General features: G+C 42.1%; 7 protein-coding genes, 2 tRNA genes and 3 rRNA genes. 5 read left to right on the top strand and 7 right to left on the bottom strand.

Annotation, left to right across the window (positions count from 1 at the left end; genetic code table 11):
* Positions 1-59: 59 nt before the first annotated feature.
* From AMD27_RS07360 to AMD27_RS07340, 5 genes are all read left to right on the top strand, one after another.
* On the top strand, positions 60-1,439 hold the full coding sequence (locus tag AMD27_RS07360) for a dual specificity protein phosphatase family protein (protein WP_067658380.1): 1,380 nt from the start codon (positions 60-62) through the stop codon (positions 1,437-1,439).
* Positions 1,436-1,864: a hypothetical protein gene (locus tag AMD27_RS07355; RefSeq protein WP_067658376.1), complete on the top strand. Its 429-nt coding sequence runs from the start codon at positions 1,436-1,438 to the stop codon at positions 1,862-1,864. The genes AMD27_RS07360 and AMD27_RS07355 overlap by 4 nt, the downstream gene beginning before the upstream one ends.
* Positions 1,865-1,894: 30 nt before the next feature.
* Positions 1,895-2,593, top strand: coding sequence for a lysophospholipid acyltransferase family protein (locus tag AMD27_RS07350; protein ID WP_067658373.1), 699 nt, complete (start codon positions 1,895-1,897; stop codon positions 2,591-2,593).
* A complete protein-coding gene (locus AMD27_RS07345) occupies positions 2,590-3,531 on the top strand; it encodes a phosphatidate cytidylyltransferase (RefSeq protein WP_067658369.1) in 942 nt (313 codons plus the stop codon). Before AMD27_RS07350 ends, AMD27_RS07345 begins: the two co-directional genes overlap by 4 nt.
* 472 nt (positions 3,532-4,003) lie before the next feature.
* Positions 4,004-4,537 (top strand): lytic transglycosylase domain-containing protein, encoded by a 534-nt coding sequence (locus tag AMD27_RS07340; protein ID WP_067662860.1) that lies wholly within the window; start codon positions 4,004-4,006, stop codon positions 4,535-4,537.
* Between the two features lie 65 nt (positions 4,538-4,602).
* On the opposite strand, the gene AMD27_RS07335 is transcribed toward AMD27_RS07340, so the two are convergent.
* The 7 genes from AMD27_RS07335 to AMD27_RS07305 all read right to left on the bottom strand — a co-directional run bounded on the left by AMD27_RS07335 (position 4,603) and on the right by AMD27_RS07305 (position 14,277).
* Complete coding sequence (locus tag AMD27_RS07335) at positions 4,603-5,958, bottom strand: MFS transporter (RefSeq protein WP_067658366.1); 1,356 nt, start codon at positions 5,956-5,958, stop codon at positions 4,603-4,605.
* Between the two features lie 499 nt (positions 5,959-6,457).
* Positions 6,458-6,572, bottom strand: a 5S ribosomal RNA gene (gene rrf / locus AMD27_RS07330).
* Between the two features lie 165 nt (positions 6,573-6,737).
* Positions 6,738-9,632: ribosomal RNA gene (locus AMD27_RS07325) — 23S ribosomal RNA — on the bottom strand.
* 479 nt (positions 9,633-10,111) lie between these two features.
* Positions 10,112-10,187, bottom strand: a tRNA-Ala gene (locus AMD27_RS07320).
* A gap of 73 nt (positions 10,188-10,260) precedes the next feature.
* Positions 10,261-10,337: transfer RNA gene (locus AMD27_RS07315), tRNA-Ile, on the bottom strand.
* A 61-nt stretch (positions 10,338-10,398) separates the two neighbouring features.
* Positions 10,399-11,936, bottom strand: a 16S ribosomal RNA gene (locus tag AMD27_RS07310).
* Together the 16S, 23S and 5S rRNA genes with 2 tRNA genes alongside form the textbook arrangement of a ribosomal RNA operon.
* A gap of 439 nt (positions 11,937-12,375) precedes the next feature.
* The gene (locus AMD27_RS07305) at positions 12,376-14,277 is read right to left on the bottom strand and encodes a bifunctional metallophosphatase/5'-nucleotidase (RefSeq protein ID WP_067658363.1); all 1,902 of its coding nucleotides are present in this window, start codon (positions 14,275-14,277) and stop codon (positions 12,376-12,378) included.
* Between the last annotated feature and the right edge of the window lie 201 nt (positions 14,278-14,478).

Here is a 14,478-nt window from a genome sequence, read left to right as displayed (position 1 = left end):
GTTTTATACATTTGAGTGTTATACATCTTTTAAAACCATAATAAAAATAGGACAGTGACATGCAAGAGTTGACCAAACAGACAGGCACATGGAAATGGGGAATGCTGTGCTTGGTTTTTCTTGCGCCGTTTTTCTTCCTGACCTATGGTTTTGCCAATCAATATGCTGCGGGTTTAGATGAGGTCAAATTTATTGTCTTTGATTGGGAGAAGCATATACCGCTTTGGCCTTGGAGCATTGTACCGTACTGGTCGATCGATTTATTTTATGGGCTGTCATTGCTTTTATGCTGGAATCTGTTTGAGCTGAAGCAGCATGTGCTACGCCTACTCTCGGCTCAAATCATATCGATTGCTTGTTTTTTACTGTTCCCCTTAAAATTTACCTTTGAGCGACCTGAATTAAGCGGTTTCTTTGGCATTTGGTTCGATGTCCTGATGGGTTTTGATAAGCCTTTTAATCAGGCGCCTTCACTCCATATAGTCCTTTTGGTCATTTTGTGGGATTTTTATCGACGTCATGTCAGTGATCACTTCAAATATGTGGTGGATCTTTGGTCATTGCTGATTGGTATTTCGGTTTTAACCACGTGGCAACACCACTTTATTGATATTCCCACCGGGATTTTGGTGGGTGCATTGTGCTTATGGCTATTTCCAGTAGAGGTTCAGTCTCCCTTTTCTAAAGATTTAACGCATCGCTTAACGCCGAAGCACCTGAAACTTGGGGCATATTATTTAATTACTACAGTAATATTATGCGTGACGGCATTTATCTTTAAATCCGCATTTTTATGGCTTCTTTACCCTGCATGTTCCCTACTCATGGTCAGTTTGGCTTATTTTTTTGCACGTGCTCACTTTTTTCAAAAGCTCGGCAATGGAAAATTGAGCGCAGGTGCAAGGATGATATTGGCACCTTATCTGATATTGGCATGGCTCAATAGTCGACTGTGGACCCACAAGCATCCCGAAGACTCAAATATCATTGCTATTGAAGGCTGTCAGATCTATTTAGGACGAATTCCCACTTCTGCTGATCTCATTCACTATCAAGCTATTTTTGATTGCTGTGCTGAACTTCCGCGATCTACTTTAAACGTTAAACAACAGCAGATCATTACACAATATTATTTCAGTCTGGATTTAATCCCCTTACAAGCCAATCAACTTGCACAAGCGGTTCACAATTTTGATCAGTTATTTTTAGCTTTAAAGAGCAATAACGATCAAAAAACGAAATTATTAATTTTTTGTGCCTTAGGCTATTCACGTAGTTCAGCCATATTATGTGCATGGTTGGTCAAAAATGGATACGTAGACAACATGCCCAATGCCATAAGCTTGGTTCAACAGGCACGCCCTTGGATTGTTTTAAAAGCGGCTCAAATCCAACAATTAAATCTATACGTGTTGAAGCTTAAAGGACTTGCGCCATGAATATGTCTTTTTTTGTGATAGCGAAATTACTGGATGCGACATGCACTCTGCTCTGTGCCAGCTACTTCATTCTGACTTTTTGTCTGCTCTATGCACTGATACAGGTCGATTTAAAACTCATTGAAATCATCTTCATAGGATTATCATTACTGCTTACTTTATTACATCACTATCTTTCGATTCGTGTTAAATTGGATTCAGAACTATTACTCATGCTGTATCAACAACTTCATACAAAAGATACAGATCAAGATACGCTGACTCAGCAACTTGATACCACACTAGTCCACTTGGGGCTCATGTCAAAAAAGAAAACCAATCGAACTTGGGATTTAAGATTTAAAGGTTGTCTTAAACTTTTAAACATTCAAATTGGAGTATTGATCTTGCAAATGACATCACTTTTTGCGCTCTTGGTGGTCTAATCGATTTAACTCAAATATGTGGATTGCTTCATGACCGACCGACCAACTAACGCTACTCACACCCCGCCTCAGACGAGGAAATCTCAAAATAAGATATCTGCCTCATGTGCAAGAGTCATTGCATTTATCGCCCGTAGGAGTGCTAGACTGCTTACTGGGGCAAGGTCGATTTGGTTCGGGTCCCAGCCTGAAATGAAACAGCGAATCTTCTACGCCAATCATAACAGTCACATCGACTTTATTTTACTTTGGTCGTCTTTACCGCATGATATTCGCCGTAAAACAAGACCTGTTGCAGCATCAGATTATTGGATGAAAGATCGCTTTAGACGCTTTTTAATTCAAGATACATTTTCAGGCGTGACTATACAACGAAAACGTGAAGATCAATCTGATCCCCTTCAGCCCATTAAAGATGTATTAGCTGAAGGTTACTCGATTATTTTTTTCCCAGAAGGCACACGTAACCTAGAAGACGATATACAACTCTTGGCCTTTAAAAGTGGTCTCTATCATTTATCCAAACAATTTCCTGAAGTCGAAGTTATTCCCGTCTGGATTTCAAATCTTAAACGCGTCATGCCCAAAGGCGCGATTATACCCTTGCCCCTACTTTCTACTGTGATTTTCGGCGCGCCACTGGACAAACATCAGTACAGGGATAAAAAAGAATTTCTCGAGTATGCCCAAAATGAACTACTCAAATTAAAAGCGGTAGAAAATCAATGACACTCAACAATCTACATCAAACCTATATTTTATTTGGCATATTTGCGGGTATTTTGGTTTTTGCATCAACTGTTGGCTTCATTCTTAAACAAAAAACAGGCTTAAAGCCTGTACCAGTCATTGATAATTTAAACGCACGAATTAATGCGTGGTGGATTATGCTGATTGTGATCGCCACAGCCATTTTGCTTGGCAATATCGCATTTATTATTTTATTCGCACTCATATCACTGTTTGCATTAAGAGAATTTATTAGTCTACTGCCAACACGTCGTGGCGATTATATTCCACTACTTATTGCATTTTATTTTGTGATTCCTTATCAATATTATTTGGTCTATATCGATTGGTATGGACTCTATTCTATTTTTATACCGCTCTATGTGTTTTTACTCATTCCCATTGCCAGTCTGAAAGAAGAGGACACCACTCATTTTTTAGAACGTAGTTCCAAAATTCAATGGGGCCTTATGATTAGCGTATTTTGCATCTCACACGTCCCTGCGCTGATTAACTTGAAACTGCAAAACTTTGACGGTGAACCAATTTGGCTGGCCATTTGGCTCATTATGGTGGTTCAAGCTTCTGACGTTCTCCAGTACGTGTGTGGAAAACTCTGGGGCAATCATAAAGTTGCGCCTGTGTTATCCCCTTCAAAAACCATTGAAGGCTTAGTCGGCGGAGTGATTTTAGCCTCTGCCTTAGGTGTCGCCATGTCTTGGTTAACACCCTTTAGTTATTTTGAAGCGGCATTTATCGGTCTCATTGTGTGTATGTTCGGATTCTTTGGTGGATTGGTCATGTCAGCAATTAAACGTGATCGTGGCGTAAAAGATTGGGGTCAGCTCATTCATGGACATGGTGGTATGCTTGATCGTATTGATTCGATTTGTTTTTCTGCGCCTATTTTCTTTCACATTCTCAGATATTGGTTTTAACGACTCATCTAAACAGTTGATTCATCAAAAGCCACTGGTCCATTTCAACAAGCAATCTATGTTTTGGTTGACGGGCGAGGGCGAAATGAGCACGATTCACTTAAAATGTTAGAGCTAAAGTAATTTTATCGGGAACAGGATGTTCTTAAACACATACAACAAAAATCATAAGTGAATACATTAGTTTATGAGCTATAACAGGAATAATGGCGAAAGACTCAAATACGAAAAATCGATTCAGGAGGATTGGTTTTTTGATTGCTGGCTTAATCTATTATCTGCGAAATTCAACGCTTAAATAACGCATCCCAAAAATCCCGCATTTAACAAAATACATCAAATCAAGAGCAGAACTGGCTTGACCTCAGATCGGTGGATTATTAACATCATTCATTGAAATTTCTAATCAAATATGGATTTTATTTTGTTGATTCCTCAGTATTTTTTACATTTAAAATCTAAAATAAACACTATGCCTCACTTATCTATCAAGTCTGTTTTTGTGATCGTCTCTGCCCTTGCATTTGCGGGGTGCTCATCTTTAGGTGGCGGATCTGTTGAAAAACGTGCAGCAAAACTCTCGAAAGGCATCCAACAAGCCTACTCTGTTGCACCAGAGACCGCCAATCGCGTTTCTCCAATGATCATTCAAAATGCTACTCAATATCAAGTTGATCCGCTACTGGTTGCCGCCTTGATCCGCCAGGAATCAAGCTACCGTAATTATGCAGTGTCTCACGCAGGTGCGGTGGGTCTAACACAGGTCATTCCACGTTATTGGCAACAAAACTGCCCTGGCGATTTGTTGGAAGAAAATATCAATATCAATTGTGGTACATATATTATTGCGAAATACAATCAATCTGCTGGCAGCTGGAAGAAAGCCTTAGCTTATTACAATGTCGGACCTACAGGTTATAACACCAACCGTAAAATGAAAAAACAAGGCAAGCGATATGCCAAACAAGTGAAACAACATCAACAGGATTTGAAATCAAAACTGTAATTACATTTTATGATTCCTGTTAAAAAAGCCTCTTAACGAGGCTTTTTTATGTATGTAATAAATGATTAATCAAGTACAGCCTTAGGGGCTTTAATCGTAGTATCTTGCGGTACTTTAATTACTTTATCACGTTTAATCAATAAGATTGCAATCCCCCCAATCATCGCAGGAATGGCCACAGCAATAAAATTCATTTTGTGTGGAAGTTCCATACCTAACAAGTAACCAATAATAATCGGACCCACAATCGCACCCATTCGACCAATACCCGATGCCCAGCCTAGACCCGTTGAACGAACGGCCAATGGATAGAACTGTGCCACATAACTATAAAGCAAAATACTACAACCTACAGATGCAGCACCTGCTAAAGACACCAATAAGTAAATGACAGGTTGTGGTGAATTGAAACCTAGACCGATTAAAGCCAATATCCCCACAATCAGCATACTGATAATTACAGGTTTGATGTGGAATCGATCCGCGAGCACTCCACCACCTGCTGTACCAATTACAGCACCAATGTTGAGTGCCAATAAGAACATTAAGCTACTGCCCAATGAATAGCCGGCTGCCATCATCAATTTTGGTAACCAACTTCCTAATGCATATAACATAAGCAAGCACATAAAAAATGCTAACCAAAACAATAATGTTCCTCTCGCACGACCTTCTTGAAAGAGCGCAGAGATAGAAGCCGCTGGAATTTTACTTTCATTAAACGCTAAAACGGTATCTGGAGTAATCTTGTCTTCAGGTGATAATTTTTGAACGATTTGGCGCGCTTTTTCTAATTTTTGCTGTTTCACTAAGAAAGCCAATGATTCAGGTAAAAATTTCCAAATCAGCGGTAAAAATAATAATGGTACACCAGCAATCCAGAACATAATTTGCCAACCAAAACTTAGGGTAAACCACGCACCAAATAAGGCTGCCATAATACCGCCCATTGCATAACCGCTGAACATTCCTGTCACCAAGGTGCTACGGAGTTTCGCTGGTGCATATTCAGAAGTCAAAGCCACTAAATTGGGTAATACCCCACCAATACCTAAACCTGCAATAAAACGTAAAACACCAAATTCAGTAGGATTTGAGGCAAATCCACCTGCAAAAGTAAAGCCACTAAATAAAGTCACACAAATTAAAATAACATTTTTTCGACCAATTTTATCAGCCAACATACCAAAGAACATTGCACCAAACATCATACCAGCAAGCGCTGTACTGGCAAGCATTCCCGCTTGCACAGCACTCATATTCCATTCTTGCATCAACAGTGGCAGCGTCACACCATTAATTGCTAAATCATAACCGTCAAATAACACAATAAACAAACACCACAAGACCACAGTCATATGGAAAGGTTTAAATTTTGCCTTATCTACTACAGTATTGACATTCACGACTTGTGTTGTCATTTTCTCACCTCCAATTGTGAGCATTGTTATAATTAATGAATTTCTATTCATTAATTATAACAATGCGTTTGAATATGAGATTTGTCTAGAGATTTATTGGATAGAACAACTGCCTTTTCAGTTATTAAAAATTTAATTGGCAAAAGTTTTCAATTTTTTAGTTGGCATTATTTTAGTAAAATAATCTCTGTTTTAGCATCTAAATAATAAACAATACAAAACAAATAGTTAAATTAAATAAAATCATTAAAAGACTTTGAAAGTTGGCATTTTTGATATGATTCATTAATTGGTTATTTGTAACCAGGTTTTTCATCGTAAATGGTTCATTTTATGAATCATTGCTGTTTTATATATGGTGAAATAGATGAGATTTAAAAATTATATCTATGATGAATAAATCTCAATTTCAGCAAGCTTTTTATCCTCATATTTTAAAATCCCAATAAAAAACACCCCCTTCATCATTAAGATGAAGGGGGTGTTTTAGGAATTAATGAGCTGGCGATGACTTACTCTCACATGGGTAACCCCACACTACCATCAGCGCGAAGAGGTTTCACTTCTGAGTTCGGGAAGGGATCAGGTGGTTCACTCTTGCTATTGTCGCCAGCACAACTGTTTATGGATACTTGCATTGGTCTTATTTAGATGCCAAGGCGTTCTACCAAAAGAGTTATTAACAGAATAATATTTGAGTTGCAGTTTAGGTACTTGCGATTACTAAATCAAGGTTTTTGTATCAATTAGATCAACAACACCAACTGTTTGGGTGTTGTATAGTCAAGCCTCACGAGTAATTAGTATTGGTCAGCTTCACATATCACTATGCTTCCACATCCAACCTATCAACGTTGTAGTCTTCAACGGCTCTTTAGAGGACATATAGTCCTAGGGAAATCTAATCTTGAGGTAGGCTTCCCGCTTAGATGCTTTCAGCGGTTATCCCTTCCGAACATAGCTACCCGGCGATGCGACTGGCGTCACAACCGGTACACCAGAGGTTCGTCCACTCTGGTCCTCTCGTACTAGGAGCAGATCCTCTCAAATTTCCAACGCCCACGGTAGATAGGGACCGAACTGTCTCACGACGTTCTAAACCCAGCTCGCGTACCTCTTTAAATGGCGAACAGCCATACCCTTGGGACCTGCTTCAGCCCCAGGATGAGATGAGCCGACATCGAGGTGCCAAACACCGCCGTCGATATGAACTCTTGGGCGGTATCAGCCTGTTATCCCCAGAGTACCTTTTATCCGTTGAGCGATGGCCCTTCCATACAGAACCACCGGATCACTAAGACCTACTTTCGTACCTGCTCGACTTGTGGGTCTCGCAGTTAAGCGCGCTTTTGCCTTTATACTCTACGCGTGATTTCCGACCACGCTGAGCGCACCTTCGTACTCCTCCGTTACTCTTTAGGAGGAGACCGCCCCAGTCAAACTACCCACCAGACATGGTCCTCGCTCCAGATTATGGAGCAGAGTTAGAACCTCAATATTACCAGGGTGGTATTTCAAGATTGGCTCCACTTGAACTAGCGTCCAAGTTTCAAAGCCTCCCACCTATCCTACACAAGTAAGATCAAAGTTCAATGTCAAGCTGCAGTAAAGGTTCACGGGGTCTTTCCGTCTAGCCGCGGGTACACCGCATCTTCACGGCGAATTCGATTTCACTGAGTCTCTGCTGGAGACAGCGCCCCCATCATTATGCCATTCGTGCAGGTCGGAACTTACCCGACAAGGAATTTCGCTACCTTAGGACCGTTATAGTTACGGCCGCCGTTTACTGGGGCTTCGATCAAGAGCTTCGCTTACGCTAACCCCATCAATTAACCTTCCAGCACCGGGCAGGCATCACACCCTATACGTCCACTTTCGTGTTTGCAGAGTGCTATGTTTTTAATAAACAGTTGCAGGGGCCTGGTTTCTGTGGCTATCAATAGCTCAGGAAGTAAATTCCATCACCGTCGACAGCGTACCTTCTCCCGAAGTTACGGTACCATTTTGCCTAGTTCCTTCAGCAGAGTTCTCTCAAGCGCTTTGGTCTACTCGACCTGACCACCTGTGTCGGTTTAGGGTACGATTCCTGTGTAACTGAAGCTTAGAGACTTTTCCTGGAAGTATGGTATCAGCCACTTCGCTAATAAATTAGCTTGCTATCAGTTCTCAGCATAGAGCACCCCGGATTTGCCTAAGATGCATGCCTACTACCTTTCACCTGGACAACCAACGCCAGGCTGACTTAACCTTCTCCGTCCTCTCATCGCATTACACAGAAGTATTGGAATATTAACCAATTTCCCATCGACTACGCCTCTCGGCCTCGCCTTAGGGGTCGACTCACCCAGCCCCGATTAACGTTGGACTGGAACCCTTGGTCTTTCAGCGAACGAGTTTTTCACTCGTTTTGTCGTTACTCACGTCAGCATTCGCACTTCTGATACCTCCAGCAGACTTCTCAATCCACCTTCATCGGCTTACAGAACGCTCCCCTACCACTTGCAATAAATTGCAAATCCGCAGCTTCGGCATATAGTTTTAGCCCCGTTACATCTTCCGCGCAGGCCGACTCGACTAGTGAGCTATTACGCTTTCTTTAAAGGATGGCTGCTTCTAAGCCAACCTCCTAGCTGTCTATGCCTTCCCACATCGTTTCCCACTTAACTATAATTTTGGGGCCTTAGCTGGCGGTCTGGATTGTTTTCCTCTTGACTACGGACGTTAGCACCCGCAGTCTGTCTCCCGGATAGTACTCATTGGTATTCGGAGTTTGCATCGGTTTGGTAAGTCGGGATGACCCCCTAGCCGAAACAGTGCTCTACCCCCAATGGTATTCGTCCGAGGCGCTACCTAAATAGCTTTCGGGGAGAACCAGCTATCACCAGGCTTGATTAGCCTTTCACCCCTATCCACAAGTCATCCCCTGGCTTTTCAACGACAGTGGGTTCGGTCCTCCAGTTAGTGTTACCCAACCTTCAACCTGCTCATGGATAGATCGCCTGGTTTCGGGTCTACACCCAGCAACTAAACGCCCTATTAAGACTCGATTTCTCTACGGCTCCCCTATTCGGTTAACCTTGCTACTGAATGTAAGTCGCTGACCCATTATACAAAAGGTACGCAGTCACCGGACTCAATGCCGGCTCCCACTGCTTGTATGCATGCGGTTTCAGGATCTATTTCACTCCCCTCACAGGGGTTCTTTTCGCCTTTCCCTCACGGTACTGGTTCACTATCGGTCAGTCAGGAGTATTTAGCCTTGGAGGATGGTCCCCCCATATTCAGACAAGGTTTCACGTGCCCCGCCCTACTCGACATCATCATATAAGCCCTTTCGTGTACAGGACTATCACCCACTACGGTTGCACTTCCCAGAGCATTCCACTAGAACTTATATGACTTAATGGGCTTTTCCCCGTTCGCTCGCCGCTACTAAGGGAATCTCAATTGATTTCTTTTCCTAAGGGTACTGAGATGTTTCACTTCCCCTCGTTCGCCTTGCAACACTATGTATTCATGTTGCAATACCTACCTTATGGTAAGTGGGTTTCCCCATTCAGAAATCTCCGGATCACAGGATATTTGCCGCCTCCCCGGAGCTTATCGCAGGCTATTACGTCTTTCATCGCCTCTGACTGCCAAGGCATCCACCACATGCACTTAATTACTTGACTATACAACCCCAAACAGTCGTAGTACTTTACAAGCAGTACTAGGACAGAAGTCACTTACGTTACTTCATACAGTTCGTTGTTTCGTGTATTTAAACACTATATAGCTTCAATCTAATTCATATACCAAAACGCTTGATTCAGTTAATCGCTAGTTTCTCATCACTTCACTTTCATTCAATCGTTTCACTTGCGTGTAACAATTCAATGTCAATTTAGTTCTGAGCCTTAAACAATTTATTTCAACTCAAATATATTCTGTTAATGATTGCTCTAGCCTTCGTCAGGTCTAGAAACTGTGATAAATCACAGAGATTACCAAGTCCGCATATCTTAATGCTTGTACTTGTTAATCTCTATAAGCTATCTAGCTGTTTGCTTGTTTTGCATTCGAACATCGCTTCGTTTGATTAAAGCCTGCGCGAAGCATAGCTTCTTGCTTTAAATTTCAAGGAAAAGCATGCTTTTCTTGTCTTGAAATTTGGTGGAGACTAACGGAGTCGAACCGTTGACCTCCTGCGTGCAAAGCAGGCGCTCTACCAACTAAGCTAAGTCCCCAGCTTATCATATAGATTCGATATATCTTCTTATCCTTCACTCCGATGAATTGCTTCATCTTCGTTCGTTAGATTGGTGGGTCTGACAAGATTTGAACTTGTGACCCCACGCTTATCAAGCGTGTGCTCTAACCAACTGAGCTACAGACCCTCAGATACATCTTCATGAAGAACAACTTGTTGTGGATTCTTACCGATCGTCAATCTTTCGTTAAGGAGGTGATCCAGCCGCAGGTTCCCCTACGGCTACCTTGTTACGACTTCACCCCAGTCATCGGCCACACCGTGGTAAGCGTCCCCCCTAAGGTTAGACTACCTACTTCTGGTGCAACAAACTCCCATGGTGTGACGGGCGGTGTGTACAAGGCCCGGGAACGTATTCACCGCGGCATTCTGATCCGCGATTACTAGCGATTCCGACTTCATGGAGTCGAGTTGCAGACTCCAATCCGGACTACGATCGGCTTTTTGAGATTAGCATCCTATCGCTAGGTAGCAACCCTTTGTACCGACCATTGTAGCACGTGTGTAGCCCTGGTCGTAAGGGCCATGATGACTTGACGTCGTCCCCGCCTTCCTCCAGTTTGTCACTGGCAGTATCCTTAAAGTTCCCGGCTTAACCCGCTGGCAAATAAGGAAAAGGGTTGCGCTCGTTGCGGGACTTAACCCAACATCTCACGACACGAGCTGACGACAGCCATGCAGCACCTGTATCAGAGTTCCCGAAGGCACCAATCCATCTCTGGAAAGTTCTCTGTATGTCAAGACCAGGTAAGGTTCTTCGCGTTGCATCGAATTAAACCACATGCTCCACCGCTTGTGCGGGCCCCCGTCAATTCATTTGAGTTTTAGTCTTGCGACCGTACTCCCCAGGCGGTCTACTTATCGCGTTAGCTGCGCCACTAAAGTCTCAAAGACCCCAACGGCTAGTAGACATCGTTTACGGCATGGACTACCAGGGTATCTAATCCTGTTTGCTCCCCATGCTTTCGTACCTCAGTGTCAGTATTAGGCCAGATGGCTGCCTTCGCCATCGGTATTCCTCCAGATCTCTACGCATTTCACCGCTACACCTGGAATTCTACCATCCTCTCCCATACTCTAGCCAACCAGTATCGAATGCAATTCCTAAGTTAAGCTCAGGGATTTCACATTTGACTTAATTGGCCACCTACGCACGCTTTACGCCCAGTAAATCCGATTAACGCTTGCACCCTCTGTATTACCGCGGCTGCTGGCACAGAGTTAGCCGGTGCTTATTCTGCGAGTAACGTCCACTATCTCAGAGTATTAATCCAAGTAGCCTCCTCCTCGCTTAAAGTGCTTTACAACCAAAAGGCCTTCTTCACACACGCGGCATGGCTGGATCAGGGTTCCCCCCATTGTCCAATATTCCCCACTGCTGCCTCCCGTAGGAGTCTGGGCCGTGTCTCAGTCCCAGTGTGGCGGATCATCCTCTCAGACCCGCTACAGATCGTCGCCTTGGTAGGCCTTTACCCCACCAACTAGCTAATCCGACTTAGGCTCATCTATTAGCGCAAGGTCCGAAGATCCCCTGCTTTCCCCCGTAGGGCGTATGCGGTATTAGCAGTCGTTTCCAACTGTTGTCCCCCACTAATAGGCAGATTCCTAAGTATTACTCACCCGTCCGCCGCTAAGTTAGGTAGCAAGCTACCTTCCCCCGCTCGACTTGCATGTGTTAAGCCTGCCGCCAGCGTTCAATCTGAGCCATGATCAAACTCTTCAGTTTAATATTGCTTAGTACCTTAAAGGGTACCAATCTTGGCTCATCAATCTTCTGACAAATATTTCTCAAATAAACTTCGAGTAATTTCTACCAGTAAATCAATGAAAATAATTTCGATCGATCAATCAGTAAAAATCCACACAAGTTGTTCTTCATAATCTCTTAATGATCTTTCTAACACCTCGTCAGTGCTAGAAGCTGGACTTCAATAAACTTAACAACTCAGCCAATCAGCTTCGTTCGCTTCCGTCTATCTCGTCGGTATGCAGCGTATTCTATACAGTTTTATTTCTAGCGCAACCCCTTATTTCATTGAATTACACTGGGTGATGGTTTTTTAACCCAAAAAAGCAGAATTAATCGTGATTTATATAAAAAATCACACAATTAATCAAAAAAGCAGAATAAAACAAGGGCTTTAAAACTGCACATCAAAATTAATTTATTTAATTTTGTCTATAAAGAGCTGAGTACTGTAATGAGCACTCTCTAATTTACCTGTTTTCTTTTCGCCTAGAGGACCATCCAGTGATTGGATGTAGAGTAAAAAAGCTTCCGCATAGTCCAATCCAACGTTGATACGTCGTTCACCTTGAATCGTCTTCAAAGTCGTATAGTAGTCGCCACCATTGGCTAAAAAATCAATTGTAATCACTTTATAGCTCTTATTAAGATCTAAAGCTGAGTACAGACCTAATGTATTACGTAGTTCTATATCAGTTACGCGTTGCCCTTTGTCTTTTGTGAAATCGACTTTCCAGCGCAAACCGCTTGTATAAGGATAACTTCCCGTATTATTTTGAGCGATCACTCCATCTATTGCATCCTCTAGCGTCGCTTTAATTTCTGTACCTGTCATATCTAAACGCAATAATGTATTTTTAAAAGGGAGAACATTATAAATTTTTCCAACATTTACATCTCCCAAAGCAACGTCTTCACGAACCCCACCGCCATTCTGGAATGAAATATCTGCAGCAAAAAAGGTTTTACCTTGTTGTAAAAAGGCTTCAGCAACAATTTGTTGAATATCACCGCCATGCTGATCAACATGCGTGTTTTTATTACAAGCATCACCTAGGGTTGAGCGGTTTACATCACGCTGTATTCCAGGTACACGGCGTGAACATAGATTATCGGTAGCTCGTCCAATTATGGTTTGGGCAAAGCTTTTTTTCTGCTCTTGATAAGATTTGAGTATATCTAATGTTTTTTGTAAGGGTGTGACCATCTTAAATGGAACTTGATCGGTATTAAATTGGTTGAATATGATCTGCTTTTCAGGATCAGTGACTGCTTTTGCATCTTTGCCACTGCGGTTAAAATCATGACCAATTAAGATGTGTGGTGTGCCACTGCAACTTTCAACATTACCATTCCGATCAAATTTTACATTTAAATCACCGACGATATAACTGTATTGCCATGCTTGAGCGATACAAACCAACTGACCCTGTTTATTTTTAAGTTGAGTTGGATAAGCTCCTTCAGGCGTCATCGCATATTTTTTTAAGCTCTCTGGCCCTAATAATGTATGTGAATCCCCACCAACAATCACATCGACACCAGTTAAGGATTTTGCTAACTGCTGATCAAGATCATAGCCCACATGCGTCTGCAAAATAATGTTATTAATTCCTTGCGCTTCATAGCGATCAATTTCTTTTTGAGCCGTTTCAATTTCATCTGTGAATATAGTATCGGCATTCGGTTGGGATGAATTTTTGGTTTTCTTGGCGACAGTCAGTCCAATAATGGCAAACTTGACCCCTTCTTTTTCAAAAACTTGTGATTTTTTAATCCGTTTGGTTTGATATAGAGGGGATGAACTACCAAATTCGATATTGGCAGCTAAAATTTTAGTTTTTTCTGGGCAGCTCCCTTGGTCAAGAAAATCGATAAATGTCTTTAATCCAGCATCTTTTGAATCAAATTCATGATTACCCGGGGTAAAAGTATCAAAACATACCGTGTTCATTGCCTCAGCATCTGCTTTGCCGTCGGTCAGGTTATAATAAAGATCTCCTGTTACCGCATCACCCGCATGAATTTTTAAGACATTTTTCTTCTCTAAAGTTAGTTGGTTGATCAATGCGGCAACCCGTGCAAAACCACCACTTTTGACAGTAAATTCTTCTAAACCCGCCCCGACGTCGGCTTTAAATTTGATATTTTCTTCATCTAAATGTGAATGATGATCATTGATGTGCAAAATATTCAATTCTAAGGCTTTGCTCTGTGGTGTCGGTTGAACTGCCGCCACTGAATCATCCTCGCCGCATCCTGAAACAAACAATCCAATGGATAACAACGCTAATAGATGCTTTGGAATGTGTATTTTCATGATCTGACACGCTATTCAAATTATTTTATTGCATTGTCCAAGATCTAGGTTGCAACTTGATGAATAGCACAGCAATAGACCGCTATAATCATTTTTTATTCCAAAAAGCTGATTAGATAATACAAGTAATCGAGTATTCAACTGTTTCAGTACATCCTTCTGTAATGGATGGCAGAATCACACTGAAATTCATCATTACAA

It is taken from the genome of Acinetobacter sp. TGL-Y2 (assembly GCF_001612555.1).
Taxonomy (GTDB): domain Bacteria; phylum Pseudomonadota; class Gammaproteobacteria; order Pseudomonadales; family Moraxellaceae; genus Acinetobacter.
This window is presented reverse-complemented; position numbering and strand designations above follow the sequence as displayed.